Source organism: Bradyrhizobium sp. CB82 (genome assembly GCF_029714405.1).
Taxonomy (GTDB): domain Bacteria; phylum Pseudomonadota; class Alphaproteobacteria; order Rhizobiales; family Xanthobacteraceae; genus Bradyrhizobium.
This window is the reverse complement of sequence record NZ_CP121650.1, coordinates 5,400,205-5,426,331: the sequence shown is the minus strand read 5'-3', so window position 1 is coordinate 5,426,331 and position 26,127 is coordinate 5,400,205. Positions and strand designations below refer to the sequence as shown.

Sequence of the window (26,127 nt, the reverse complement as noted above, 5' to 3'; positions counted from 1 at the left end):
TGCCGCTACGCAACAAGTGTCGAGCAGTGGGCAAGCAGATCGGAGTGCGCAGCGCAGACATGATGTGCGCCGGCGTCCCTGAGCTCGCTCTCGCTGCCATAGCCATAGAGCACGCCGATCGCGGTCATGCCGTTCTTCCGCGCGCCGACCACGTCGTGGCTGCGGTCGCCGACCATCACGGCGCTGCGCGGATCCACTTTCGCGGTCTCGAGGGCGTAGCGCAGGAGATCCCCCTTATCGACGCGCGTGCCGTCTAGTTCAGAGCCGAACACCACCTCGAAATAGCGCCGCAGCCCGAAGTGGTCGACGATGCGGTTCGCGTAGACGGCCGGTTTGCTGGTCGCGACGAACATGCGCGCGCCCGTCGCCGAGAGCGTGGACAAGGTCTCCTCGATCCCGCCATACGCCTCGTTCTCGAACAGGCCGACGTCGGAAAACCGCTCGCGATACAGCAGCAGCGCCCGGTCGGCGAGCTCGTCGGTTCCGGTGAGCTTTTTCAGGCTCGCGTGCAGCGGCGGCCCGATGCACCAGGTCAATTCGTCCTCGCCTGGGACATGCTGTCCCAACCGTTCCAGCGCATACTGGATCGAACGGGTAATCCCCGGCTTCGGATCGGTCAGCGTGCCGTCGAGATCAAAATAGATTGTTGCCATTCCGCTCCGGCCTGCGTTGATTGTACCGCCAGTTGCTAGTTGCCTTGGCCGTGGAGTTCAAGGCCGATTTGTCCGATATCGCCCGGTACCCTGCCAATGACACGAGCCCGACATGTGCTCTGCCAGGCCGCCGCTGCGCTGCTGTTGCTCGCGCCGGCACTGGCCGAGGATGCGCCGAGCCGGGTCGTGCATCCGAGTGTCGAGGAGCTCGCGATGCCGCCGGCGAAGTCTGCTGAGGCGGCACGCGAGAGCGACACACGGGAATCGATCTGCCTGATCATCGAAGCGGCTGCGCGCGATGCCAGCCTGCCGCTCGAATTCTTTGCCCGCGTGATCTGGCAGGAGAGCCGGTTCCAGAGCGACGCGGTTGGGCCGGTGACGCGCAGCGGCGAGCGCGCGCAGGGCATCGCGCAGTTCATGCCGGGCACCGCCAGCGAGCGCGGGCTCCTCGATCCCTTCAATCCCGTGCAGGCGCTGCCGAAATCGGCGGAATTCCTGAACGAGCTGCGCAACCAGTTCGGCAATCTCGGGCTTGCGGCGGCCGCCTACAATGCGGGTCCGCGCCGCGTCCAGGAATGGCTCGCCGGCACCGGCGGCATGCCCGAGCAGACCCGCAACTACGTCGTCGCCGTCACCGGCTCGACAGTCGAGAACTGGGCCGCGGCCGGGCGAGGTGGCAAGGCACCGCCAAGTGCGCCGCCGACCAGCTGCCGCGAGTTGATGGCGCTGCTCAAGCGTGCGCCCAACCCGTTCGTCGCCGGACTCGAGCAGCACGTCGAGCTTGCCGCCGCAAAGATCTGGGGCGTGCAGCTCGCTGCCGGCTTCGACCGCAACAAGGCGCTCGCGATGTATTCCCGCGCCGTCACGCGCCTGAGCTCGGTGGTCGGCGACCGCGACCCGAGCCTTCTGAGCTCGGTGATGCGCAGCCGCGGCACGCGCACCTTCTATCAGGTGCGCATCGGCGCCGACACGCGGCCCGAGGCGGATGATCTCTGCAACCGCATCCGCAAGGCAGGCGGCGCGTGTTTCGTGCTGAAGAATCGGGGCGTGAGCGGGTAGGGCTATGGCGTGGTGGTCGCAGGCTTCATCGTCGTCATGCTGACCCGTCGCTCGATCTTCGCCGGCGTCGTCACCGGCGAGCTCTTCATGCTGGTCGGCAAGTGGTGGCTGGGCTAAAACCCTCGCGAACAGTAGGGAACTGGAAAAATGGTTCGCGAAAATGAGCTCCGCGAAGGCGAGGTGGCGATCGAGCTGCCGGCGACGCAGGATGCTGGCCTCGTCTACATCGGCCGGATCCGCACACCCTGGACCTCGCGGCTGGAGACGCCGCGGCAGGGACGGCATGACGGCCCGGTGTGCCGTCTGGAGATTTTCGAGCCCTTCGTGCCGGCGATCAAGGGCGTCGACTTCTACAGCAATCTCGAAGTGCTCTACTGGCTCGACCGTTCCCGTCGCGACATCGTTTTGCAGAGTCCGAAGAACAACCAGAACACCCGTGGCACCTTCTCGTTGCGCTCGCCGGTGCGCCCCAATCCGATTGGCACCTCGATCGTCAAGCTGGTCGGCATCGAGGGCAACACCATCCTGGTGCGCGGCCTCGACTGCATCGACAATACGCCGCTGATCGACATCAAGCCCGACCGCTGCGAGTTCACACCACTGGCCGCGCCGCAGGCTGGGGATTTTCAGACAGAGTGAAGGGTCTCTCCTCCGTCATTGCGGGGAGCGAAGCGACGAAGCAATCCGGGATGCCTCCGCGGAGGCAGTCTGGATTGCTTCGCTTCGCTCGCAATTGAGGGGAAAGAGTTACCCCGCCTTCAACGCCGCGATCAGCTTCGCCGCATGCTCTTCCAGCATCTTGCCGTCTTCCTTGCGGCTAGCCGGCGGCAGCAGCGCGACACCGTCGTGGCGCGGCATCACATGCATGTGCAGGTGAAACACGACCTGGCCACCGGCGGGTTCGTTGAACTGCTGCACCGTGATGCCATCGGCGTTGAACGCCTTCATCGCGGCCGACGCGATTCTGTGCGCGCCGCGCGCGACATGGGCGTAGTCGTCGGGTTTGATGTCGAGGATGTTGCGGGCATGGGCTTTAGGGATGACAAGCGTATGACCGGGCGAGCGCGGCATGATGTCGAGGAAAGCGAGTACGTGCTCGTCCTCATAGACCTTGTAGCAGGGGAATTCGCCGCGCAGGATTTTCGCGAAGACATTGTTGGGATCGTAGGCGGTCATGCGGCTGCTCCTGAAGTTGCGGCCTTACTGTCATCACCTCGAAGAAGCCGTCAAGGCGCCTCTTCGGCGTCCTTGCGGAACGGGCCGAGTTCGGTAAGTTCGCGGCCGGCTTCCGCGACATAGGCGCGCTCGCGCTTGAGGTAGTCGTCGATGGCTCGGCGCAGGCCGGGATCGGCGATGAAATGCGCCGAATGCGTCGTTCGCGGCAGGTAGCCGCGCGCGATCTTGTGCTCGCCCTGCGCGCCGGCCTCGACATGCTTCAGGCCGTGTTTGATCGCAAAATCGATCGCCTGGTAGTAGCAGACCTCGAAATGCAGGAACTGATGATGCTCGATCGCGCCCCAGTTGCGGCCGAACAGCGTGTCCGAGCCGATGAAGTTGATGGCGCCCGCGATCCAGCGGTGATTGCGGCGGGCCATCACCAGGAGCACGTCGTTGCTCATGGTCTCGCCGATCAGCGAGAAGAATTCTCGCGTCAGATACGGCCGGCCCCATTTACGCGAGCCGGTCTCCATGTAGAAGTCGAAGAACGCGTCCCAGGCCTCTTCGGTGATGTCGCTGCCGGTGAGCCAGTGGATGGTGATGCCGGCTGCAAGCGCATCGCGCCGCTCGCGCTTGATCGATTTGCGGTGGCGCGAATTCAGGGTGGCGAGGAAGTCGTCGAAGGTTGCAAAGCCCTCGTTGTGCCAGTGGAACTGCTGGTCGGTCCGTTGCAGGAAGCCGTGCTCGGCGAGCAGCTCCCATTCGGCCTCGCGCGCGAAGGTGACGTGCACCGATGAGGCCTTGCTCGCCCCGCACAGCGCGATCAGCCCGCTTGCCAGCGCAGACGCAACGCGCTCGCGGTCGACGCCGTCGCGGATCAGAAGGCGCGGGCCGGTTGCCGGCGTGAAGGGAACCGAGACCTGGAGCTTCGGATAGTAGCGCCCGCCGGCGCGTGCATAGGCATCCGCCCAGCCGCGGTCGAACACATACTCGCCTTGGCTGTGCGATTTCAGATAACAGGGTACGACGCCCGCGACGCGGCTATCGAGCTTGGCAATGAGATGCCGCGGTCCCCAGCCGGTGCGTGCGGTGGCCGAACCCGAATTCTCCGCTGCCGACAAAAAGGCATGGGAAACAAAGGGGTTATAGACCGGTCTTAAGAGTACCGTGGAGTTGCCTACCAGTCTGGATGAGGTTCCCTTGCCACTCCCATTGCAGGCGCTGCCGGGATTGGCGCAGGTGTCCCAGTCTTCCGGTGATACCTCGCCGATGGAAGGTACGGCCTCGAGCGTGATTTCGGATGATGCCATCGCGTGTCTTGAAGAACCCTGCATGAAAGATCGTGCATTGCAGCAGCGACTTCAAGGGGGGCGAAGCGAAGCGGAACGCGCCTCGTCCGCCCTTTGCATGGGGTTGTTTTCAGGATTCTAGTTGGCGCCGCGTGCCCTACGGCACGAACCCCTCGAAGATCATCTGATCTGCATGTTGCCCTGCCCGCGTCCGCTGCTCGGGCGTGCGGACCGTCCAGCCGAGCAGCGCGCAGCCGAACACATTGCGCGCGATCCATGGCGCCGGCGCCGGCAGATGGTCGACCTTGAAGGCGACGAAATGCGGCTGGGTTTGAAAGCCGTGGCGCAAGTACAGCATGCTGTCGCGCTGGGCTTGCGTCAGCTTCGCCCAGGACTCGTCCTCGTAGGTCCGCTGCGCGACGATGCCGCGTGGGCGCGACGGCAACAGTTCGCGTAGCGCCAGCACCTGTTCCGGATCGAAGGACATGCCAACGGCAGGGCCCTTATAGGATGCCAGCACCTCTGCCATCCGCCTCACGAGCTTGCGGTCGCCGGTAAAATGGCTCTTCACCTCGATCACCAGTGGAACACGCCCGGCGACGGTGGCGCAGAGGTCGGACAGCGACATCATCCGCTCGGACGTGTTCTTGAATTTGACAGCCCTGAGCTCGGCCGCGGTCTTCTCGATCAGTTCGCCCTCGCCCTCCGTGAGCCGGCCGAGCGCGTGGTCGTGATGCACCATGGCCTCGCCATCGGCGGTGAGCTGGATGTCGACCTCGATGGCGAAATTGCCTGCGATCGCAGCCTGCACCGCGCCCGGCATGTTCTCGACGACACCACGTGAAATGTCATGCAGGCCGCGATGGGCGACCGGCCGTGCCGTCAGCCACTCCGGAGCACGCACGTCTCTTGCTCCCCCATCAGGCGACCTCGAACACGCCTTCGACCTCGACGGCGGCGTCCGCAGGGAGCGAGGCGACGCCGACGGTGGTGCGCGCGTGGCGGCCCTTGTCACCGAAGGCCGCGACCATCAGGTCGGAGGCGCCGTTCAGGACCTTCGGCCCGTCGACGAAATCCGGCGCCGAGTTGATGAAACCGCCGAGCCGCACAACGCGCACGACCTTGTCGAGATCGCCGAGCGCCGCCTTGACCTGAGCCAAGAGGTTGATGGCGCAGCCGCGCGCCGCCGCCGCGCCTTCTTCGATGGAGACGCCGGCCCCTAGCTTGCCCTTGGCGATCAGCTTGCCGGCAGGATCGAAGCACACCTGGCCCGAGACGAAGAGGAGGTTGCCGGTCCGCACGAACGGCACGTAATTGGCCACGGGAGTGGGGGCCTCGTGGAGCTTGATGCCTTGTTCCGCCAGTTTCTGTTCGACCGTGCCCGCCATGTTCCGACCTCGATGTCATCTGGAAATTCTGTCCGGCCTCAGGCCAGCCAGCGCGCCTGTTTCGCCGATTGTGCGGTTACATGCAAGGCGGCGAAGCGGTGGCGCGGGCGCCCGGCAGGGTTGCATCTTTACCGAGGCACAACAGCGATTTTCTGCGAAAAAGCGCAACTTTCCGTGAAGTGGCCGCAGTTGCGACGCAATGCGACGGTCATTAAAATGACGAATCTCGATTTCCCCAAGGAATATTCATGGTGCATTTTTTCCGGACGTCGCTCGGTGTCATGGCGCTCGCGGCTGTCGCTGTTGGCGTTTCTGGCGGGGCTGAGGCCGCGAATGGTCCGTTCCTCTCGCACCAGGCCCTGTACGAGCTGAGCCTGGTCAAGTCGCGTACAAGTTCGATCAACAGCGCGCGCGGACGCATCCTCTATAATTTCGCCGGTAATTCCTGCGAGGGCTACACATCGGAATTCCGCCAGGTCTCCGAGCTCGACAGCGGCGAGGGGAAGATCACCCTCAGCGACCTCCGCTCCAATTCCTGGGAGGACGCCGCCGGGAAAAGCTATCGCTTCAAGATCGAGACGCGGATGAACGATACCGCCTCGAGCCAGGTCGACGGATCGGCCGAGCGCGATGGCGACCACATCAACGTCAAATTGAAGCTGCCGGCGCCGAAGAATTTCACGCTCGACGGCACGACGGTGTTTCCGACCGAGCAGATCCAGCGCATCATTGCCGCCGCCAAGGAGGGCAAGTCGCTGCTCGAGCTCTCCGTCTATGATGGCTCCGACAATGGCGAGAAGGTCTACAACACGCTGACCGTGATCGGTCAGCCGATCCCGGCCGACCGCGCGGCATCCTCGCCCGATCCGTCGACTTCGGACGAGCACATGAAGTCGCTGACGCGCTGGCCGGTCACCGTCAGCTATTTCGACCGCGAAGCCCAGCAGAAAGAGGGCGAGCAGACGCCCGTCTACGCGATGTCGTTCGAGCTCTACGAAAACGGCGTCTCCCGCGCGCTGGTGCTCGACTACAACGATTTCGTCATATCGGGTGCGATGGGCAAGTTCGACGTCAAGGATACGAAGCCCTGTAATTGACGGCTGGCATTGAGCGCCCACCCTCGCTACGCTCCTTCCCAAGCACAAACGTCTGGGAGGCACACATGCCGAAGATCGACCATCTCCGCCCGAGCGGCCTGCACCACAATCCGGCCTATTCCCACGTCGTCACGGCCTCTGGCGCGCGCACCATCTACATCTCGGGGCAGGTCTCCGTGGACGAGGAGGGGCGGGTGGTCGGCGAAGGCAATCTTGCCGCGCAGACGACGCAGGTGATGCAGAATCTTGGCCTGGCGCTGAAAGCCGCCGGCGCGAGCTACGCTGACATCGTGAAGATCATGACCTTCGTCGTCGGCTACAAGCCGGAACTCCGTCCCATCATTGGCAAGGCGCGCTCCGCCTTCTTCGAAGGCATGGAGCCGCCGGCGAGCACGCTGGTCGGTGTGTCGGCGCTCGCTGCACCGGAGTGGCTGATCGAGATCGAGGCGGTGGCCGTCGCGGATTGATGGCTTCGCTGCATCCTCGCTACGGGTGTGTCTTGGTTTTTGCCAGGACGACATCGAGCGGGTGGGCGTCAGGCGACGGCCACAGCCAGAGGTGCCGACCATCACTCCGGCTGCGCCTTCTCCGGTCCGTTATACGCAATCCCGCGGATCACGGCGGCGCTGCCGAACTTCTTGCGCAATCCGTCGATGGCTCGTTCGGCATGGGCGGCGCGGCGATCGAGCATGTCGGTGTCGTCGGCGGCCGATCCTGCACGTAGCGCGCTGACGCCGGCGCCCATCAGGCGGAAGGCCGTGCCGTCGATCTCCTTGGCCAGCATCTCGCGGCAGATCGAAAAAATCTTTGCGGCGAGCTGCGTCGGCGCGTTGATCGACTGCGAGCGCGTGCGCTGGCGGAAGTCTAATGTCTTCAGCTTCAGCGTGATGGTCGAGCCTGCAAGCTCGCCGCTCTTGAGCCGCGACGAGGTCTTCTCGCATAGCCGCCACAAGATCTTCTCCAGCGTCGCGAAGTCGCGGATGTCGCTCTCGAACGTGGTTTCGCTGGAAATCGTCTTGGCGCCGCGATCGGGCTCGACGCGGCGATCGTCGATGCCGCGGGCAAGCCGCCAGAGTCTCCGGCCATCGCTCGGAAACTGCCGCATCAGCTCGATCTCGTCGGCCTTTTGCAGATCGGCGATGATGCGGAAACCCCGCTGCACCAGCCGCTCCTGCGTCGCCGGCCCGACGCCGAAGATGAAGCCGACCGGCTTCTCGGCCAGCATCGAGCGCGCTTCCTCCTGGTCGAGGCTCGCAAAGCCGCGCGGCTTGTCGAGATCCGAGGCGATCTTGGCCAGGAACTTGTTGCAGGAGAGCCCGACCGAAACGGTGATGCCGATGTCGCGCTCCACGTTGCGGGCAAAGCGCGCCAGCACCTTTGCCGGGATCATGCCGTGAACGCGCTCGGTGCCGGAGAGATCAAGAAAGGCCTCGTCGATCGAGAGCGGCTCGACCAGCGGCGTCAGCGCCTGCATGGCGTGACGCACCTCGCGGCCGACGCGGACGTATTTGGCCATGTCGGGGCGGATCACGGTCGCATGCGGGCAGGCCTCCAGCGCCTTGAACATCGGCATGGCCGAGCGCACGCCGAAGGTGCGCGCGATGTAGCAGGCGGCCGACACCACGCCACGCTTGCCGCCGCCGATGATCACGGGCTTGTCGGCGATGTCGGGATTGTCGCGCTTCTCGACCGTCGCGTAGAACGCGTCGCAGTCGATATGGGCGATCGTCAGCGAGGCGAGCGCGCGGTGGCGGACGAGGCGCGGCGAGCCGCAGGCCGAACAGCGTCGCGCCGGCATGCCTTGGTCGGCCAGACAATCCCGGCAGAAGCAGCGGGGCCCGGCCGGGTCGGGGGTGTTCACGGCACGTCGCGCTCCCAGTGCGGGTCGCCCAACGCATCTCCAAGCACTTGCCGGGCCGCGGCAATGTTGGTCGGATGGAGTTCCGAGGCGCTGGCAAAGGCCTTCACGGTTGCATCGTCACGCAGCACAAAATCGAGCACGCTGATCAGGAAATTCGGGTCGGAGGCCGCGTTCCGCAGGGTCTCCGGGCCGATGCCCGTCTCAGCCAGGAACAGGCCCAGCCGCTCCGCATCGCCCGCGACAAAAGACAATGCCTGAATCGCAACGATTTCAGCTACTTCGCGAGGGTTTTGAACAGGCTTTTTCAAGCGAACAGTTTGCCTTTCCGTTAACTTTCGGTCTCTAATTTGGAATCATCATGCCCGAGTCTCAGGCACCCAGACAAGCAACTGAAAACCACATCGCGGAAAGTTGGCCCTTGGGTTTAACGAAACTAGAGCGAATCTGAGGCTAGTTTGAATCCAGTTTTCGAAGCGCCGGCGGAAGGCGCCTGAGGCGTCACATGTCGAACAGGTCTCCTGAGAATGGGGAGGGACGGGATGGCTAAAACCGTCCTGATCGTGGAAGACAACGAGCTCAACATGAAGCTCTTCCGCGATCTGTTGGAAGCGCACGGGTACCAGACGTCGGGCACCAGCAACGGCTACGAGGCGCTCGATCTCGTTCGTAAGATGCGTCCCGATCTCGTGCTGATGGATATCCAATTGCCGCAGGTGTCGGGGCTGGAGGTCACGCGCTGGATCAAGGACGATCCGGAACTGCGCAACATTCCCGTCGTCGCGGTGACTGCGTTCGCGATGAAGGGTGACGAAGAGCGTATACGCGAAGGTGGATGCGAGGCGTATCTTTCCAAGCCGATCTCGGTCGGCAAGTTCATTGAGACGGTCCGGCGCTTTATCGGGTAGGGAGTGATTTCAGGTGTCCGCGCGTATCCTCGTCGTCGATGATGTCCCTGCCAACGTCAAGCTGCTGGAAGCAAGACTCTCCGCGGAATATTTCGACGTGATGACGGCCTCGAACGGCAATGAAGCGCTGGCGATCTGCCGACGCGCCGAGTGCGACATCATCCTGCTCGACGTCATGATGCCCGACATTGACGGCTTCGAGGTTTGCCGCCAGCTCAAGACCGACCCGGCGACGCACCACATTCCCGTCGTGATGGTGACGGCGCTCGACAGCCCTGCCGATCGCGTGCGCGGCCTGGAAGCCGGGGCCGACGATTTCCTCACCAAGCCCGTGTCCGACGTCGTGCTGATCGCGCGCGTGCGCTCGCTGACGCGTTTGAAGATGATGACGGACGAGCTGCGCATGCGCGCGATCACCTCGCTCGAGATCGGGGTGCAGGCGCCCGAGCGCAGCGCGGTGACTGACACCGGCAAGGGCGGCCGCATCCTCCTGGTCGACGACCGGCAGTCGTCCTACGAGCGGCTGGCGACGCTGCTTTCGGCCGAGCACACCGTCGACGTCGAGCCCAATCCGACGGAGGCGCTGTTCCATGCCGCCGAGGGCAATTACGACCTGCTGATCGTCTCGCTCGACCTCAACAATTTCGATGGCCTGCGGCTGTGCAGCCAGGCGCGTTCGCTCGAGCGCACCCGCCATGTGCCGATCCTCGCCATTGCGGACGCCGAGAGCGGCACGCGGCTGCTGCGCGGGCTCGAGATCGGCGTCAACGACTATCTATTGCGCCCCGTCGACAGGAACGAGCTGCTCGCGCGCGCGCGCACGCAGATCCGCCGTCGCCGCTACACCGATCATTTGCGCGACAACGTGCAGAACTCGATCGAGATGGCGATCACCGACGCGCTTACCGGCCTGCACAATCGCCGCTACATGGAAAGCCACCTGGGGACGCTCGCCGAGCAGGCCTCGACGCGTGGCAAGCCGCTCGCACTGATGATTCTGGACATCGACTACTTCAAGGCGATCAATGACAATTACGGGCATGATGCCGGCGACGACGTCTTGCGCGAGTTCGCGGTGCGCGTGCGCAAATCGATCCGCGGCATCGATCTCGCCTGCCGCTACGGCGGCGAGGAATTCGTCATCGTGATGCCGGAGACCGATCTGCACGTCGCCGGAATGGTCGCCGAGCGCCTGCGCCGCTCGATCGCGGGCGCGCCGTTCTCCGTCCACAAGGGCACCAAGCGCATCGAGGTCACGATCTCGATCGGCCTGACCACGCTGGAGCGGAAGGGAGAAGCTGTCGCCGACGTGCTCAAGCGCGCCGACACCGCGCTGTATCGCGCCAAGCACGATGGCCGCAATCGCGTGGTGTCGCAGGCGGCGTGATCTAATTCACGTTGACGCCCGCATCCGCAGCAGCACCTTCGCGGCCTCCTTCGCCGCGCGCGCCATGGCCGGATGTCGCGCACCAGGTCCTGCGCGATCGAGCCGTCGACGAGCAACACGAGCTGGGTTGCAAGCGCCAGTGACGCCGAGCTCGTTCAGGCGGTCGCGAAACCAGAGCCGGCGGCCTTCCTTGAACGCCCGCTGTTGCGAACGGCATAGGCATTGTCAGCCTCTGCTCATTCGTTGGGCGGCGCGCCGCTGCGTGAAGCAGCGCATCGCGCGCTTGTCGCAAAGCAGCAAACGGGAATCGAAGCGCATTCAGTGGGTTGCATGGAATCGAGTCAATGGTGCGAATTTTGCATCACTGTTCGACTAGCAGTTGGAACCGTCACTGACGCTTTCCGATCTGGCGACAAGGGAAAGGCCGATAAGCCATGAGGCTGGTCGCCGCCAGTCTCCAGCCAGCGACGCTCGACGACCTCATCGCGCCGAGTCGTGATCATTGTGTCGCAAAAATCCGAGCTGATCGCGCTGGCGCCGTTGTGCCGGCGCGAATGGTCATCTCAACGGTTCCACTCAAAGCCATGGCACTCTTGCGACTTGGGAGAACGGTGATGGAATCAAGAACATCCACGCGCCAAAGGCTCGTGACGTTGGTGGTCGCGCTCTTGGGAATTGCACTTCTTTATCTCGCCCTCGGCGACGTTGCGCTCGCCGAGGACGCGGGGCCGCCGGCTTGCGGCGGCAAGATCCTGGAGAAGTGCACGCCCAATCCCGGCGACACCGCCTGGATGCTCACCTCCGTGGCGCTGGTGCTCATGATGACGGTCCCTGGGCTTGGGCTGTTCTACGGCGGCATGGTGCGCAAGAAGAACGTGGGCGACACCGTGATGACGAGCTTTGCGGTGACCTGCCTCGTCACGATCCTGTTCGCGATCCTGACCTACAGCCTGGCCTTCCGCGCCGGCACGCCGTTCGTCGGCGGGCTCGACCGCATGTTCCTGAGAGACATCCTCAGCGATATCGGCAAGGGCGGGATCGGCAATCCCAATCCGCTCGCGGCGACGATTCCCGAAAGCGTCTACATCTGCTTCCAGATGACGTTTGCGATCATCACGCCGGCGCTGATCGCAGGGGCTTTCGCCGAGCGAATGAAGTTTTCAGCAATGCTCTGGTTCATCGGCCTGTGGGCGATCTTCGTCTATGCGCCTATCGCGCATTGGGTCTGGGGACCTGACGGAATCTTCGCCTCCGGCAACGACGCCGCCTGGGTCAAGGTGCTCGATTTCGCCGGCGGGACCGTCGTGCATATCAATGCCGGCGTGGCAGGCCTGATGTGCGCCATCATGCTCGGCAAGCGCAAGGAGACCGGACCTGCCCACAACATGGTGCTGACCTTCATCGGCGCCTCGCTTCTCTGGGTCGGATGGTTTGGCTTCAACGCGGGCTCGGCGGTGACGGCAGGCATGCAGGCTGGCATGGCGATGCTGGTGACGCAGATCGCGACGGCCGTTGCCGGCTTCACCTGGATGCTGGTCGAGTGGTCGCTCAAGGGCAAGCCGACGGTCGTCGGCATCTGCTCGGGCGCGGTGGCGGGCCTCGTCGCCATCACGCCGGCGTCCGGTTTTGTCGGCCCTGTGGGCGCCTTCGTGATCGGCATCGCGGCCGGCGTCCTCTGTTACTGGGGGTGCACCGGGCTGAAGGCGATGTTCAGCTATGACGACGCGCTCGATTGTTTCGGCGTCCACGCCGTCGGCGGCATCGTCGGCGCACTGCTCACCGGCATCTTCGCTGTCGAGCAATATGGCGGCACCGCGGGGGCCTTGGAAGGAAACCCCGGCCAGTTCATCAACCAATGCATCGGCGTTGCCACGGTCTTTGTTTACGACGCCGTCGTCAGCCTGATCATCCTGTACGTGGTCAAGCTGTTCGTCGGTTTGCGGGTGTCGGAGGATATGGAGCGCGATGGTCTCGACCTCGCACTGCATGGCGAGGTCGTGCACTAGATCGCCGACAGCAACGTTGAACCACTCCGGCCATCCGCGCTTGCCCCGCGGATGCGCCGGCACGGGAGAAGCCACGATGACCGAGATCTTTGCGCAAGGTGACCTGCTGATCGAGCGGGTACCCGATGTAGCGCCATCGGGAACGCTCGCCGAAACCGCCGAAGGTGTGCCTCTCGTCCTGCTGGAGGGCGAGGCCACCGGACATTGTCACGCGATCCGCGAGCGCGCGACGCTGTTTCACGACGACGATCTGGCGCGCGACATTCCGACCGGGCTCTATCTCGGACATCTCCTGATCGCCTCGGCCTATGCACGGGTGACGCATCAGGAGCATGCGCCGCTGACGCTGCCGCGAGGGACCTACCGGGTGCGCCGCCAGCGTGAGCTTGGGCCACGGGATGCGCGCGTCCTTGCCGATTGAGCAGGCGTTGACAGCGGAGCAGACGGCGGCGCTCGGGGAGTATCGCGCGCGGTGGGCCGCGGTCCGGCGCTCGACGGTGCCTGCCGATCGCGGCATCGCGGAGCAGGGTGTGCGGCTTGCCTATCAGGCCGCAGGATTGGAGCAGCCGGCCCGCATCGTTTGGTGCGACGGCCCGCTTGCGCTGGCCGGGTTGGCTGGCCGGACGTCGTGCGAAGACGGCCGCAACGTTCGCTTTCGTCTCGTCGATCATCTTCGCCGGCGAATAGCTTCGCTGGTCGAGATGCGGGTGCATCGAAAGGTGCTCGCCGCGATTGACAGTGCAGTCAATCCTGCTGACCCGCTGATCGGCGCTGCGGCCGAAGCGGTGACGCGGAGCGTGCCGGAGCAGAATATATCGATGCTGGGCCATCTGCGCCGAACCGGACTGTCCTTGACGGGCATGCTGCGGGCGCTTGCTGCTCCGCGGAGCTTTTCGACCTGCGCAGCGGGGCCGCACGATTTGTCATGGCTTGGTGCTTACGACTATCTCCGCGAGGTGCTCGGTCTGCGCGCCGAGACGGAGCCGCTGCACGGCCTGATGCAGCTTGCGACGAGCGTCGGCTGGCTACAGCCGCATGAGCGCACCTGTTGGCTCTCAGAGCGACCGAACCTCTTGTGCGGTGATGCGCGCGACCGGCTGCATCACGCAAGCGGCCCGGCGCTGCGTTATCCCGACGGCTGGTCGATCTGGGCCTGGCGCGGGGTGGAGGTGCCGCGCTGGATTATCGAACGCAAGGACCGGATCACGCTCGCCGCGATCGACGACCAGATGGACGTTCAGATCCGCCGCTGCATGATCGAGATCATGACGCCGGAGCGTTACGTCGCGCTCGGCGGCGCGACCCGCATCGCCGAGGACGAGACCGGAATCCTGTGGCGCCGCAACTGGCTCGCAGCCGATGCATGGGCCGCGGTGGAAGTCGTCAACGCCACGCCTGAGCCGGACGGCACGCGCAGGCATTTCTTTCTCCAGGTGCCGGCCAACCTACGCACGGCGCGCGAGGCGGTGGCGTGGACCTACGGAATGAGGGCCGAGGCCTATGCGCATCTCGTGCACAGGACGTGACGCAGACCGGCCATCCGCCTAGCTGCGATAGTAGCGCCACATCCGCAGGAACGTGCGATGGATCATGTCCGGAGGCTGATCGAACGGTTCGACATTGATCCGCACCATGTTGGTGTGACTCATCCGCCAGGGCAGACGCATCAACCAGCGCCAGGATGGCTGCTTGCGCCAGTCGGCCACCAGCGCGCTGGTAAGCGGCGCGTTCAGCACGATCTGGAGCTCATGCACGGTCATGGCGCGCTCGGCGATCTCGACGAGATCGATGCGCTCGATGGCGCGCCACCGGATCAGGCCGAAGGCCTGGATGAAGATGCCGTACTGGTTGGCGCCGATGGTGGGCCGGCCGGTCTCGAGCAGCGGGATGTTGTAGTAGGTGAAACCGGCCGCGAGCGCTGCGAGCGCAAGCCAGTAGAGCGCGCCGGTGAGAAGCGCGGCGGTGCAGAAGATCGCGGCCAGAGCGGCCGTGACGTAGACCGGGAAATAGGTGTCGTCGCGGCCATAGGCGACCGCGTAGCCACCGACATGTCCCTCGTCCAGGGTTGCGATCATGGACGTGGAGGCTACGACCATCGGCCGCAAATAAAAACGGGGCCGCGAAGGGCCCCGTCAAGGTCGTTCAGCGTGATCCCCGATCTTACTTGATCTTGGCTTCGCGGAATTCGACGTGCTTGCGCGCGACCGGGTCGTACTTCTTCTTGACCAGCTTCTCGGTCATGGTGCGCGAATTCTTCTTGGCGACGTAGTAGAAGCCGGTGTCAGCCGAGGACACGAGCTTGACCTTGATGGTGACCGCTTTCGCCATGTTCAGGACCTCTGAGAATTAGGGGATTGAGGAGCCGGCCACACGGCCCGCGTTGGCCGGCAACCTAGCCACAAACCGACCAAAGTCAAGGTTTTGCGGCCAGAAACTCGCTCAAATCGGCCCAATTAACCCTCGAAGAACCGGTTTTTCGGTCGCGGCAGGCCCAGATTGTCCCTCAAAGTGGCCCCTTCATACTCTTTCCGGAAAATCCCGCGCCGTTGCAGTTCCGGGACGACCTTGTCGACGAAATCGTCCAGGCCTGCGGGCAGGAACGGGAACATGATGTTGAAGCCGTCGGAGCCGCGCCCCACCAGCCATTCCTCCATCTGGTCGGCGATGGTCTTGGGCGTGCCGACGAAGGCGAGCCCGCCATAGCCGCCGACGCGCTGGGCGAGCTGGCGCACCGTGAGCTTGTCGCGCGCCGCGAGATCGACCATCCGCTGCCGGCCGCTCTTGCTGGCGTTTGTCTCTGGGATCGGCGGCAGCGGCCCGTCCGGGTCGAAGCCGCTCGCGTCCGTGCCGAGAATGACCGAGAGCGAGGCGATGGCGCTGTCGTAGTGCACGCGGCTGTCGAGCAAGGCACGCTTCTCCTTGGCTTCGTCCACGCTATCGCCGACCACGACGAAGGCGCCCGGCAAAATCTTCAGATGCTCGGGATCGCGGCCGATCTTCTCCATTCTCCCTTTGATGTCGGCATAGAGCTTCTGCCCATCGGCAAGACTGCCGCCGCCCGTGAACACGGCCTCTGCCGTCTCCGCCGCAAGCTGCTTGCCATCCTCGGATGCGCCGGCCTGCACGATCACCGGCCAGCCCTGGACGGGGCGAGCGATGTTGAGCGGGCCGCGCACCTTCAGATACTTGCCCTGGTGGTCGAGCACGTGCATTTTCGACGGCTCGAAGAACAGACCATCTTCGACATCGCGCACGAAGGCGTCGTCGGCGAAGGAATCCCAGAGGCCGGTGACCACGTCATAGAATTCTCTCGCGCGCTTGTAGCGCTCGGCATGCTCCATGTGGTCGTCGAGACCGAAATTCAGCGCCGCGTCCGGATTCGAGGTGGTGACGATATTCCAGCCCGCGCGACCGCCGCTGATATGATCGAGCGAAGCAAAGCGACGCGCGACGTGATATGGCTCATCAAATGTGGTCGAGCCCGTCGCGATCAGGCCGATGCGCTCGGTCACGGCGGAGAGCGCTGACAGAAGCGTGAAGGGCTCGAACGACGTCACGGTGTGGCTGCGCTTCAAGGCATTGATCGGCATGTTCAGCACGGCGAGGTGGTCGGCCATGAAGAAGGCGTCGAACTTGCCGGCCTCGAGCTTCCTGATGAGCTGCTTGATATGGCCGAAATTGAAATTGGCGTCGGGCCAGGCGCCAGGATAACGCCAAGCGCCGGTGTGGATTGAGATCGGGCGCATGAATGCCCCGAGCTTGAGTTGCCGTTGTGCCATCGCCCCGTTTCCGTGCTGGGTGTCGTTCGAGAAAACATAGGTGTGCTGCGGAGCTCCGCCATCGGCGGCGGCGGGAAGATTCTTTCGTTTTTTGATGCGCTCAAAGCACGTCATTCCGGGGCGCCGCGTGAGCGGCGAGCCCGGAATCCATCGGGCCGCGGGGATCGCTGAGACGTGGAATTCGGGGCTTGCGCCAAGAGGCGCGCTCCGGAATGACGGAGGAGCATGCGGCACCCTTCGAAACGATCAGCCATCCCGGCCGACAAAGTCTTGCTCACGGGAGACGAGGACCCATGCCCATGGCCGGCGCGACCATATTGGATGGCACAATTCGCATCGATCGCCCGATGCCCTGGATCGGCCGACTGCTGTCGCTGCCGCTGCTTGCGGCGATTGCCTACCTGCTTTGGAACGTCGGCCTTGGGCTGCGACAGGACTTGTTCGGTTTCGGACGGCTGGCGGATGATTGGGTGCCTGTGCTGGTCTTCACGGGGCTTGGCCTCGCGGTCGGCATTCCCGGCCTCATCCTGCTGACATTCCGCTATTTCATCGTCCTGAACGAGACGCTGCGCCAGGTCGTCATCACCAGACAGTTCGGCCTGCTGAACATCCGCTCCTTGCGCGATCTGTCGGACTACCACCTCATCAGCATCACCGATGACGGCGACACGGAGCTGACGATGTACGACGTCAACCTCTGTGGCAACAAGGGCACTACGCCGATCACGCTGTCGAGCTTCACCAAGCGCGAAGACGCAAACAGCTTTGCAAACGAGCTCGGCCGCGCGCTAAAACTTCCGGCACGCGACTATGTCGGAACGGAGCCCGACGCGGACGAGTGATTTGTCTCAGGTCAGCTCAAAACATCCTTCTGCATCTTGCCGCCATAGAAATGGAAGAACGGTACCGGCGCGTCATGACGGAGCGGCCCGGTGGCAAGCCGCTTGTCCAGCTCGTTGAGCACGTTCCGCGTCATCGGATGCAAATCCGCGAGCGGCTGTGAGCCGAGCTCGACCCAGACCAGCTCGACCAGTTCGGCATCGGCATGCACCACGCCCTCGACGCGATGGGTGATGGCGGAGGCATCCGCGGTGAAGAAGCGCGTGTCGAAACGCTTGACGCGACCGGGCGGCGTGATGGCGCGCGCGATCAGGAACAGGCCGGAGGGATCGGGCAGCGGGCCCGCATCGGCAAACGGTTTCCAGGGGCCGTCGAGCTTCGGCGCCTTGCGCTCGTGCCGACGCCCAAGGCAGAGACCGGTCTCCTCGCAGGCCTCGCGGATGGCGGCGACCGCAAGCGATTTTGCACGCGAAGCCTCCGTCTTCGGGCTGCCCTTGAACAGATTGGCCTGAAGCTCCGGCGTGATCGGCGCCGCGCAGGGCACGCGATAGTCAGCCTTGTCGACGCGACCGCCGGGGAAGACGAACTTGCCCGGCATGAACACCACCTTGTCGTGGCGCTTGCCGACCAGCACTTTTGGAATGTGGCCGCTGCGATCGACCAGGATCAGGGTGGCAGCATCCTTCGGCCGAAAATAAGGATGGTGATCGGCTTCCTTTTCCTCGTGGACCTTTTCCGGTGCCGCTTGCGCCACGTCCGTCATCTCCAACCCCAAACCTTCTTGTTCATTGTTGTTACACCGGCGGAATACCATCCGGCGGATTGTCGTCAAAGCCGTGCATGCGGAGAGCCCATTGCAGGCCGACCACGGCGCCTTTCACCGGTTGCAGCAGCGCGAGCGACGCGACGAAAGTGAAGGGCAGATAGGCGGCGAAGCTGATCCAGGCCGGCGTCGTGTAGTTGGTCTCGATCCAGAGGATGGTCGGCACCACGATGTGGCCAACGATGACGATCACGAGATAGGCCGGCAGATCGTCGGCGCGATGCGGCGTGAAGTCGAGCCCGCAGCCAGAGCAGTTGTCTGCGGTTTTCAGGAACGCCCGGAACAGCTTGCCCTGGCCGCAACGCGGGCAGCGGCCGCGAAAGCCGCGCTTCATCGCATCCCAGACGTCGCGCTTCTCGACGAGGCCGGTCTCGCGCGTCCAGATCTTTGGCGCGGTGCTCATCGCTTCCATGCCTTGTTCTTTCCCTTGTCCTGCTTCCCCTTGCCGGACTTCCTCTGTTTCTCCGGCTTGCGCTTCTTCTCGGGACTGCGTCCGGGGCGCGCCTTCGCTGATTTACGCTGCGGACGAAAGTCTCTGCGGCCGCGCGCCGCAGTCTCGCCGGCCGACAACAACTCGAAGCGCAGCGCCCCGGCGATGGGAGCAGCTTCTACCAGACGGACGTCGACGACATCACCCAACTGGTGCATGGCACCGCTGCGCGAGCCGACGAGGGCGTGGCGGCTCTCGTCATAGTTGAAATATTCCGTGCCGAGGGATCGGATCGGGATCAAACCGTCGGCGCCGGTGTCGTCGAGCTTGACGAACAGGCCGGCGCGCGTGACGCCCGACACGCGACCCTGGAACGTCGCGCCGATGCGATCGGCGAGATGATGCGCAATGAGCCGATCGACGGTCTCGCGCTCGGCCTTCATCGCGCGGCGCTCGGTCAGCGAAATATGCGCGGCGACCTCGCCGAGACTTTCCGGCGTCTCGCTGTCGGGCAGCGCGCCTTCGCCCAGGCCCAGCGCTCGGACCAAGGCGCGGTGCACGACGAGGTCGGCATAGCGACGGATGGGCGAGGTGAAATGCGCGTAGCGGCGCAGGTTCAGGCCGAAATGGCCGTAATTCTCCGCGCTGTATTCGGCCTGCGCCTGAGCGCGCAGCACGACTTCACTCACGAGCAGGTAGTAGTCGTGGCCCTCGAGCTGAGCCAGCACGCGGTTGAACATCGTCGGGCGCAGGGCGCCGGTCTTTGCAAACGGCACGTCCAGCGTCTGCAAAAATTCCTGGAGGGCGTGGACCTTCTCCAGCGTCGGCTCGTCATGTACGCGGTAGATCAGCGGCAGCGACCTCTTCTCCAGCGTCTCCGCTGCGGCGACGTTGGCGAGGATCATGAACTCCTCGATCAGCTTGTGCGCATCCAGCCGTTCCGGCACGATGACGCGGTCGACGGTGCCGTCGCTCGTCAACAGGATCTTGCGCTCGGGCAGATCCAGATTGAGCGGATCGCGCTCGTCGCGGGCGCGCTTGACGCAGGCATAGGCGGCATAGAGCGGCTTGAGGATCGGATCGAGCAACGGGCCGGTGGTGTCGTCTGGCCGGCCGTCGATCGCGGCCTGCGCCTGCGCGTAGTGCAGCTTCGCCGCCGAACGCATCAGGATGCGATGGAAGGTGTGCGAGCGCTTGCGCCCGTCCGGGCCGATCACCATCCGCACCGCCAGTGCGCCGCGCGACTCGCCCGGCACCAGCGAGCACAGATTGTTGGAGATGCGCTCGGGCAGCATCGGCACGACGCGGTCGGGAAAATAGACGGAATTGCCGCGGTCGATCGCGTCGCGGTCGAGCGCAGTGCCCGGCCGGACGTAGAAGCTCACATCCGCAATCGCGACGTTGACGATGAAGCCGCCCCTGTTGTTCGGATCCGGATCGGCCTCCGCATGCACCGCGTCGTCATGGTCCTTGGCATCGGGTGGATCGATGGTGACGAGCGGGACATCGCGCCAGTCCTCGCGCCCTTTCAGGTTTGCCGGCTCCGCCGCTTCGGCCTCGCGCTCGGCGGCGGGGGAGAATTGCAGGGGGATATCGTGGGCGTAGATCGCGATCAGGCTGATCGCCTTCTCCGACTTGACCGAGCCGAGCTTTTCTCTCACCCGGCCCGAGGCGAGGCCAAAGCCGCGCGAGCGCACGATGTCGACGCTGACGAGGTCGCCATCCTGGGCTCCTTGCGTCTCGGTCTTCGCAATGTTGAGTTCGCGGTCGGCGAACTTCTTGTCGACCGGTACGAGTCGTCCGCCGCCCTCGGGCAGGCTGCGGAAGACGCCGAGGATGCGGCTCTTGGCCTTGTCGATGACCTTGATGATGCGGCCGTGCCAGGCGGGACCTTCGGTCTCCTCGGAGCGCTCGATACGAAGCAGGGCGCGGTCGCCGACGCCGGCAGCCGTGCCCGGCTGTGCGCGGCGCGGCATGTGGATGCGGATCTTTGGCGGTTCGCCGCTTTCGACCTCGTCCCATTCGGCTGGAGAGGCGATCAACTCGCCGTCCGAGTCGCGGCCGGTGATATCGGCGAGGAGCGTCGGCGGCAGGCTTTCGGGTTCCTGGACCTTGCGGCCGCGTTTCTTGATGACGCCGTCGTCGGCGAGCTCGCGCAAGATGCGCCTGAGCTCGGCGCGGTCGGCGTTCTTCAGGCCGAACTCGCGCGCAATTTCGCGGGTTCCGACCTTTCCGGGATTTGCCTTGATGAAGGCGACGATAGCGTTCCGGTCGGGAAAGCCATGGTCATTCTTACGTTTCACTTAACCTCTAATTCTTGCCGGCACTCTTCTTGGCCAGTGCCTTGGCCGCGGCAGATGCCTTGGTCGGCGACGTCTTGGCCGTCGACGACACGGCTGCGCGTGCCTTGCTGGTTGATTCAGATTTCGGTTTGGCCGCGGCTTTTTTCACGGCCGGTTTCTTTGCGGTTTTCGCCTCGGCCTCGCCATCAGCCGACTTGGCAGCCTTGGTCGCCTTCTTTGCCGTCTTGCCGGTCTCGGCCTTGCCACCGCCCTTGGCCGCGCGCTCGTCGATCAGCGCGATCGCCTGGGGCAGCGTGATCGCGTCCTTTTCGATCTCGCTCGGGATCGTGGCGTTGACGCCGCCCGCAGTGACGTAGGGGCCGTAGCGGCCGCTCTTCACGGTGACGGTGCCGAGCGTCGGGTGATCGCCGATCGCCTTGCCGGGATCGGCGCCAAAGCGGCGGCTCGGGCCCTTGGCCGCCTTCTCCGCGATCAGCGTCACCGCGCGGTTGAGGCCGATGTCGAACACCTCGTCACCGGCTTCCAGACTCGCATAGGTCTTGTCATGGCGCACGAATGGCCCAAAGCGACCGAGGCCGGCCGTGATCGGCAGACCCGTCTCCGGATGCTTGCCGATCTCGCGCGGCAACGACAACAGTTTTAGCGCAAGCTCGAGCTCGACATCGCCGGGCGAGATGCCCTTCGGGACGCCGGCGCGTTTCGGCTTCTCGCCTTCCGCATAGTCCTTCTGCTCGCCGAGCTGGATGTATGGCCCGAAGCGGCCGGCCTTGACCCAGACCTCGAAGCCGGTGTCGGGATCCTGGCCCAGCGAACGGTCGGCGCTGGCTTCACCGTCGGCGGCGAGCTGGCGGGTGTAGCGGCATTCCGGATAGTTGGAGCAGCCGACGAACGCGCCGAACTTGCCGGCCTTCAGGTTGAGCCGGCCGCTGCCGCAACTCGGGCACTGCCTGACGTCGCCGCCATCGGCGCGGGCGGGGTAGATGTGCGGTCCGAGCATCTCGTCGAGCACATCGAGCACCTGCGCGACGCGCAAGTCCTTGATCTCGTCGACGGCGCCGATGAAGTCGCGCCAAAAGTCCTGCAGCACCTGTTGCCAGGAGATCTCGTTGTTGGAGATGCGGTCGAGCTGCTCCTCGAGATCGGCGGTAAAGTCGTATTCGACGTAGCGGCTGAAGAAGCTCTCCAGGAACGCGACCACGACGCGGCCCTTGTCCTCGCCATGCAGACGCTTCTTCTCGAGCTTGACGTAGCCGCGATCCTTGAGGACCTGGAGGATCGAGGCATAGGTCGAGGGCCGGCCGATGCCGAGCTCTTCCATGCGCTTGACCAGTGAGGCCTCGGAGAAGCGCGGCGGCGGCTCGGTGAAATGCTGGGTGACGGAAAGCGACTGCCGCTTTACGGCCTCGCCCTCGCTCATCGCGGGCAGGCGGCGAGAATCCTCGTCCTCCTCGTCGTCGCGGCCCTCCTGGTAGAGCGCCAGAAAACCGTCGAACTTGATGACCTGTCCAGTGGCGCGCAGCTCCAGCGTGCGGGAACCTGCCTTCGCCGTGATGTCGACGGTGGTACGCTCGAGCTCGGCCGCTTCCATCTGGCTTGCGATGGTGCGCTTCCAGATCAGCTCATAGAGCTTGGCCTGATCGGCATCGAGCTTGCGGGCCATGCTGGCGGGACGGCGGGTGAGGTCGGTCGGGCGGATCGCCTCATGCGCTTCCTGCGCGTTCTTGGCCTTGGTCTGGTACTGGCGGGGGCTGTCCGGCACATAGGCGTTGCCGTAGTCCTCGCCGATCACCTTGCGCGCCTGGGTGATCGCTTCGCCGGCGATCTGCACGCCGTCGGTACGCATATAAGTAATGAGTCCGGTGGTCTCGCCTCCGATGTCGATGCCCTCGTAGAGCCGCTGCGCGATCCGCATCGTATGCGCGGGCGCAAAGCCGTATTTGCGGCTGGCCTCCTGCTGGAGTGTGGAGGTCGTGAAGGGCGCCTGCGGATTGCGCCGGGCCGGCTTGGCGTCGACGGCAGCGACCGCATAAGCGGCCGCTTCCAGCGCCTTCTTGAAGGCTTCCGCTTCCGCACCGGTGCCGATGTCGAGCCGCTGGATCTTCTTGCCGTCGGCGCCGACGAGGCGCGCCTCAAATGCTTCGCCGCGCGGCGTCAGCAGGGTGGCGATCAGCGACCAGTATTCGCGCACGACGAATTTCTCGATCTCGAGCTCGCGGTCGCAGACGAGGCGCAGCGCCACCGACTGCACGCGGCCGGCCGAGCGTGCGCCCGGTAGTTTTCGCCACAGCACGGGGGAGAGGGTAAAGCCGACCAGATAATCCAGGGCGCGGCGCGCCATGTAGGCGTCGACCAGTGCGCCGTCGATCTGGCGAGGATGCTTCATGGCTTCCGAGACCGCCTGCTTGGTGATGGCGTTGAACACCACGCGCTCGATCTTCTGGTCCTTCAGCGCACGCTTCTCTTTGAGCACCTCCAGCACGTGCCAGGAGATTGCCTCGCCCTCGCGATCGGGGTCGGTGGCGAGAATCAGGCGGTCAGCGCCCTTCAGCGACTTGGCAATGTCATTGAGCCGGCCGGCCGCCTTGGGGTCGACCTCCCAGATCATCTTGAAATTTTCGTCCGGATCGACCGATCCGTTCTTGGCCGGCAAGTCGCGGACATGGCCGAACGAGGCCAGAACCTCGTAGGACGAGCCCAAATATTTGTTGATCGTCTTGGCTTTCGCCGGCGACTCCACAATGACGATATTCATGTAGTTCCAGTAACTTACGGGAGAAATTGAGGCCAAATTCGAAGGGACTCGGGTCGGCCGTTTCGACCCGAACATGGGTGGTGAGGCGGCCCCTGTCAAATCGAGGGCTGTTGAATGGACCGAAAATGAGCAAAGTTTCATATCGGGAAAGTTGCAAAATACTACCTTTAAGTTGTGGGCGAGGCGGCGTAGAGTCCTGCCCGGGCAAGGATTCGGGATGGGGTCTGGTGACAAAACCAGCAAGGAAGCGGACGCGGTCCGCCGCGGCCGGAGGAAAGCGTTCGCGGAGCGAGGAACCGGGTGAGGGCGGTGCGGACGAGGCTGTCGCGTTCATCGCCGAGCAGGTGGTTCATCTGCGCAGGATCGCCGAGCGCCACAAGCTCGACGTCCTGCATTATCTCCTCGGCATGATCCAGCTAGAGGCCGACGAGCGCATCCGTCTGCGCAGCAAGCGCAAGCTGTCGTGAGAGGCGGCTTCTCCAAAATGACGCTGTCACGCCCCCGCGAAAGCGAGTCGTCCAGCACGCCGTGGCATCTCTGTATGCGTCGCTGTCTCTGGAATACTGGATCGCCCGCTTTCACGCGGGCGATGGCACTGAGAGGGTGGGGTGCACGCGCCACATGGTCCCAGTGACCGTGTAGCGGCAGCTTGCCGCTAACCCGTGGCCCGTCGGCGCGGACGTGCTTTCAGCGTGGTGTCAACGGCACTCAATAGCCGCCCATCCTCCGCGCGCAGCTCGAGCTTTCGCACCGGGCGCCCCTTGTCGCGGTCGACCAGGATGGTCGCGATCTCTTCGGGATGGTCGTCGAACTCCTCGCTCCATTGCCGGAGCGCGACGAGGACCGGGAAAACGCCGCGGCCCTTCGACGTGAGCACATATTCAGAATAGGCGCTGCCGTCGGAGGCGGGGGCGATCTTCAGGATGTCGTGGTCGACGAGCGCACGCAGGCGCGCGGCGAGGATGTTCTTGGCCATGCCGAGCTTGCCCTGGAACTCGCCGAAACGGCGCACGCCAAAGAGTGCCTCGCGGATGATGAGGAGCGACCACCAGTCTCCGATCTGCTCCAGCGATCGCGCGATCGGGCAGGAGTCTCCCTCAAAGCTCGTTCGTTTCACCATCGTGCCGTTTCCGCCTTCGCGCGGTCACGCGCTTGTGTGGTTGCATTATAAAACCAGGTGGCCTAAATGGCAACCAGGTTTCATTATGCAACCACTGGAGGCGAGCATGAGACTGAAGGGCAAGACGACATTCATCACCGGCGGCAATAGCGGTATCGGGCTTGCGACCGCAAAGCTGTTCGTGGCCGAGGGCGCCAAGGTCACCATCACCGGGCGCAACAAGGAGACGCTGGAGGCTGCCGCGAAGGAACTTGGACCCAATGGTTTTGCGGTCGACGCCGATATCAATGATGTCGCGGCGACCGAGAAGGCGATCGCGCGCGCGGTCGAAAAATTCGGCAAGCTCGACATCGTCTTTGCCAATGCCGGCATCCCCGGCAACACGCCGCTCGGCGGCACCACGCTGTCGGCCTTCGAGCAGGTGATCCGCACCAACATCACCTCGGTGTTCTTCACGGTGCAGGCGGCGCTACCGCATCTCAATGACGGCGCATCCATCATTCTCAACGGCTCGGTGATCTCGGTGCTCGGCAATCCCGGCTATGCAGCCTATGCCGCGAGCAAGGCCGGCGTGCGCGCGATGGCGCGGGTGATGGCGTCCGAACTGTCGCCGCGCAATATCCGCGTCAATGTGGTGGCGCCAGGCGCGGCCCGCACGCCGATCTGGAGGGGCGCAGCGCCGACCGACGAGGCATTTGCCGCGCTGGAGAGCCGCATCGCCAAGACCACGCCACTCGGCCGAATTGGTGAAGCAGATCACATTGCGAAGACGGTTCTGTTTCTCGCCTCCGATGATTCCGCGCATGTCCAGAGTGCCGAGATCTTCGTCGATGGCGGCGCGACCGGCTCCCCTGCGGGCGCGCCGATCTTTCGCGCTTGATGAGATGAGGTGAAAGTTGACCTGGTCGGCGCGACGAGAGCCGGTTGCGCCGGCGGGTTCCCTCAGCCGTGGGACGTAATTTCAAAAGTGTACTTGATGCGTTGAACCTTGGCGTGCGTTGCAAAGACATTTCTACGGGCAGGGGTCATAAGGCCCATTTGAGGGAGCCCGTGATGCCGAAAGCAGCTCGCATTGTTTCCTCGATTTCAGAACCGCGCATTTACACCGAACGATCCGCGATCCCCGCGAAGCAATCCGACAGCCATCAACTGGTTGTCGTTGCCTTGTTTTCCTGTATCGGCCTGTTCGTCTCGCTCGTCGCCGTGATCCTCGGCATACAGGGAATGTGGTTTTAGCTTCGTGACTCGCCGACGCGGCTGCCGCCGCCGGCATTTGG

Annotated in this window: 28 protein-coding genes and 2 pseudogenes; 14 read left to right on the top strand and 16 right to left on the bottom strand. The window is 64.2% G+C overall.

Features of this window, described 5'->3' with window-relative positions; genetic code table 11:
- Positions 1-5: 5 nt before the first annotated feature.
- On the bottom strand, positions 6-653 hold the full coding sequence (locus QA640_RS26480; RefSeq protein ID WP_283035848.1) for an HAD family hydrolase: 648 nt from the start codon (positions 651-653) through the stop codon (positions 6-8).
- 96 nt (positions 654-749) lie between these two features.
- On the opposite strand from QA640_RS26480, the gene QA640_RS26475 reads away from it, so the two are divergent.
- From QA640_RS26475 to tsaA, 3 genes and pseudogenes are all read left to right on the top strand, one after another.
- Positions 750-1,712, top strand: a complete 963-nt coding sequence (locus QA640_RS26475; RefSeq protein ID WP_283035847.1) for a transglycosylase SLT domain-containing protein — start codon at positions 750-752, stop codon at positions 1,710-1,712.
- Between the two features lie 3 nt (positions 1,713-1,715).
- Positions 1,716-1,829, top strand: a pseudogene (locus tag QA640_RS26470) (AzlD domain-containing protein); the annotation flags it as partial.
- A 30-nt stretch (positions 1,830-1,859) separates the two neighbouring features.
- Positions 1,860-2,351 carry a tRNA (N6-threonylcarbamoyladenosine(37)-N6)-methyltransferase TrmO gene (gene tsaA, locus QA640_RS26465; RefSeq protein WP_283035846.1) on the top strand — a complete coding sequence of 164 codons (492 nt, stop codon included), beginning with the start codon at positions 1,860-1,862 and terminating at the stop codon, positions 2,349-2,351.
- A 108-nt stretch (positions 2,352-2,459) separates the two neighbouring features.
- Here the strand turns inward: tsaA and QA640_RS26460 are convergent, their stop codons facing one another.
- From QA640_RS26460 to QA640_RS26445, 4 genes are all read right to left on the bottom strand, one after another.
- Positions 2,460-2,888 carry an HIT family protein gene (locus QA640_RS26460; protein WP_283035845.1) on the bottom strand — a complete coding sequence of 143 codons (429 nt, stop codon included), beginning with the start codon at positions 2,886-2,888 and terminating at the stop codon, positions 2,460-2,462.
- A 50-nt stretch (positions 2,889-2,938) separates the two neighbouring features.
- Positions 2,939-4,180 carry a GNAT family N-acetyltransferase gene (locus QA640_RS26455; protein ID WP_283035844.1) on the bottom strand — a complete coding sequence of 414 codons (1,242 nt, stop codon included), beginning with the start codon at positions 4,178-4,180 and terminating at the stop codon, positions 2,939-2,941.
- Between the two features lie 136 nt (positions 4,181-4,316).
- Entirely contained in the window at positions 4,317-5,063 is a 747-nt protein-coding gene (locus QA640_RS26450) for a glycerophosphodiester phosphodiesterase (protein WP_283035843.1), read from the bottom strand.
- A gap of 16 nt (positions 5,064-5,079) precedes the next feature.
- On the bottom strand, positions 5,080-5,547 hold the full coding sequence (locus tag QA640_RS26445) for a RidA family protein (protein ID WP_027523006.1): 468 nt from the start codon (positions 5,545-5,547) through the stop codon (positions 5,080-5,082).
- Positions 5,548-5,795: 248 nt separating this feature from the next.
- Between QA640_RS26445 and QA640_RS26440 the strand changes: the two genes are divergently transcribed.
- Positions 5,796-6,644: a cell envelope integrity EipB family protein gene (locus tag QA640_RS26440; RefSeq protein WP_283035842.1), complete on the top strand. Its 849-nt coding sequence runs from the start codon at positions 5,796-5,798 to the stop codon at positions 6,642-6,644.
- A gap of 65 nt (positions 6,645-6,709) precedes the next feature.
- Positions 6,710-7,111, top strand: coding sequence for a RidA family protein (locus tag QA640_RS26435; protein ID WP_283035841.1), 402 nt, complete (start codon positions 6,710-6,712; stop codon positions 7,109-7,111).
- 101 nt (positions 7,112-7,212) lie between these two features.
- Here the strand turns inward: QA640_RS26435 and QA640_RS26430 are convergent, their stop codons facing one another.
- Positions 7,213-8,505: a DNA polymerase IV gene (locus QA640_RS26430; protein WP_283035840.1), complete on the bottom strand. Its 1,293-nt coding sequence runs from the start codon at positions 8,503-8,505 to the stop codon at positions 7,213-7,215.
- A complete protein-coding gene (locus tag QA640_RS26425; RefSeq protein WP_283035839.1) occupies positions 8,502-8,813 on the bottom strand; it encodes a DUF3572 domain-containing protein in 312 nt (103 codons plus the stop codon). The genes QA640_RS26430 and QA640_RS26425 overlap by 4 nt, the downstream gene beginning before the upstream one ends.
- 231 nt (positions 8,814-9,044) lie before the next feature.
- Between QA640_RS26425 and QA640_RS26420 the strand changes: the two genes are divergently transcribed.
- Together QA640_RS26420 and QA640_RS26415 are read left to right on the top strand one after the other, a co-directional pair.
- On the top strand, positions 9,045-9,410 hold the full coding sequence (locus QA640_RS26420; protein ID WP_027523000.1) for a response regulator: 366 nt from the start codon (positions 9,045-9,047) through the stop codon (positions 9,408-9,410).
- A gap of 13 nt (positions 9,411-9,423) precedes the next feature.
- Entirely contained in the window at positions 9,424-10,797 is a 1,374-nt protein-coding gene (locus QA640_RS26415; protein WP_283035838.1) for a PleD family two-component system response regulator, read from the top strand.
- A gap of 1 nt (position 10,798) precedes the next feature.
- On the opposite strand, the pseudogene QA640_RS48370 reads toward QA640_RS26415, so the two are convergent.
- Positions 10,799-10,995: pseudogene (locus QA640_RS48370) on the bottom strand (TetR/AcrR family transcriptional regulator); the annotation flags it as partial.
- Between the two features lie 416 nt (positions 10,996-11,411).
- On the opposite strand from QA640_RS48370, the gene QA640_RS26410 reads away from it, so the two are divergent.
- The 3 genes from QA640_RS26410 (at position 11,412) to QA640_RS26400 (ending at position 14,329) form a co-directional block, all read left to right on the top strand.
- Entirely contained in the window at positions 11,412-12,803 is a 1,392-nt protein-coding gene (locus tag QA640_RS26410; protein ID WP_283035837.1) for an ammonium transporter, read from the top strand.
- A gap of 76 nt (positions 12,804-12,879) precedes the next feature.
- Positions 12,880-13,224 carry a hypothetical protein gene (locus QA640_RS26405; protein ID WP_283035836.1) on the top strand — a complete coding sequence of 115 codons (345 nt, stop codon included), beginning with the start codon at positions 12,880-12,882 and terminating at the stop codon, positions 13,222-13,224.
- Positions 13,225-13,231: 7 nt separating this feature from the next.
- Positions 13,232-14,329 carry a DUF6745 domain-containing protein gene (locus tag QA640_RS26400; RefSeq protein ID WP_283035835.1) on the top strand — a complete coding sequence of 366 codons (1,098 nt, stop codon included), beginning with the start codon at positions 13,232-13,234 and terminating at the stop codon, positions 14,327-14,329.
- A gap of 18 nt (positions 14,330-14,347) precedes the next feature.
- Here the strand turns inward: QA640_RS26400 and QA640_RS26395 are convergent, their stop codons facing one another.
- From QA640_RS26395 to QA640_RS26385, 3 genes are all read right to left on the bottom strand, one after another.
- The gene (locus tag QA640_RS26395; RefSeq protein ID WP_283035834.1) at positions 14,348-14,878 is read right to left on the bottom strand and encodes a hypothetical protein; all 531 of its coding nucleotides are present in this window, start codon (positions 14,876-14,878) and stop codon (positions 14,348-14,350) included.
- 85 nt (positions 14,879-14,963) lie between these two features.
- Positions 14,964-15,131, bottom strand: a complete 168-nt coding sequence (gene rpmG, locus QA640_RS26390; RefSeq protein WP_283035833.1) for a 50S ribosomal protein L33 — start codon at positions 15,129-15,131, stop codon at positions 14,964-14,966.
- Positions 15,132-15,256: 125 nt separating this feature from the next.
- Positions 15,257-16,582, bottom strand: a complete 1,326-nt coding sequence (locus QA640_RS26385) for an LLM class flavin-dependent oxidoreductase (RefSeq protein ID WP_283035832.1) — start codon at positions 16,580-16,582, stop codon at positions 15,257-15,259.
- A 293-nt stretch (positions 16,583-16,875) separates the two neighbouring features.
- On the opposite strand from QA640_RS26385, the gene QA640_RS26380 reads away from it, so the two are divergent.
- Positions 16,876-17,424 carry a hypothetical protein gene (locus QA640_RS26380; protein WP_283035831.1) on the top strand — a complete coding sequence of 183 codons (549 nt, stop codon included), beginning with the start codon at positions 16,876-16,878 and terminating at the stop codon, positions 17,422-17,424.
- Positions 17,425-17,435: 11 nt separating this feature from the next.
- Here QA640_RS26380 and QA640_RS26375 read toward each other — a convergent pair whose 3' ends face one another.
- Genes QA640_RS26375 through topA form a run of 4 tightly spaced genes read right to left on the bottom strand, consistent with a single transcriptional unit; the run spans position 17,436 to position 23,730 of the window.
- Positions 17,436-18,185: an NUDIX hydrolase gene (locus QA640_RS26375; protein ID WP_283035830.1), complete on the bottom strand. Its 750-nt coding sequence runs from the start codon at positions 18,183-18,185 to the stop codon at positions 17,436-17,438.
- A gap of 31 nt (positions 18,186-18,216) precedes the next feature.
- Positions 18,217-18,657, bottom strand: a complete 441-nt coding sequence (locus QA640_RS26370) for a DUF983 domain-containing protein (RefSeq protein ID WP_283035829.1) — start codon at positions 18,655-18,657, stop codon at positions 18,217-18,219.
- Complete coding sequence (gene rnr, locus QA640_RS26365) at positions 18,645-20,978, bottom strand: ribonuclease R (protein WP_283035828.1); 2,334 nt, start codon at positions 20,976-20,978, stop codon at positions 18,645-18,647. The genes QA640_RS26370 and rnr overlap by 13 nt, the downstream gene beginning before the upstream one ends.
- 7 nt (positions 20,979-20,985) lie before the next feature.
- The gene (gene topA, locus QA640_RS26360; protein WP_283035827.1) at positions 20,986-23,730 is read right to left on the bottom strand and encodes a type I DNA topoisomerase; all 2,745 of its coding nucleotides are present in this window, start codon (positions 23,728-23,730) and stop codon (positions 20,986-20,988) included.
- 227 nt (positions 23,731-23,957) lie between these two features.
- On the opposite strand from topA, the gene QA640_RS26355 reads away from it, so the two are divergent.
- A complete protein-coding gene (locus QA640_RS26355) occupies positions 23,958-24,197 on the top strand; it encodes a hypothetical protein (RefSeq protein WP_283035826.1) in 240 nt (79 codons plus the stop codon).
- Between the two features lie 188 nt (positions 24,198-24,385).
- Here the strand turns inward: QA640_RS26355 and QA640_RS26350 are convergent, their stop codons facing one another.
- Entirely contained in the window at positions 24,386-24,850 is a 465-nt protein-coding gene (locus QA640_RS26350; protein WP_283035825.1) for a helix-turn-helix domain-containing protein, read from the bottom strand.
- Between the two features lie 106 nt (positions 24,851-24,956).
- Here QA640_RS26350 and QA640_RS26345 point away from each other — a divergent pair, with 106 nt between their 5' ends.
- Both QA640_RS26345 and QA640_RS26340 read left to right on the top strand, forming a co-directional pair.
- Positions 24,957-25,730, top strand: a complete 774-nt coding sequence (locus tag QA640_RS26345) for an SDR family oxidoreductase (RefSeq protein WP_283035824.1) — start codon at positions 24,957-24,959, stop codon at positions 25,728-25,730.
- Between the two features lie 173 nt (positions 25,731-25,903).
- Positions 25,904-26,086, top strand: coding sequence for a hypothetical protein (locus tag QA640_RS26340; protein WP_283035823.1), 183 nt, complete (start codon positions 25,904-25,906; stop codon positions 26,084-26,086).
- Positions 26,087-26,127: the final 41 nt, after the last annotated feature.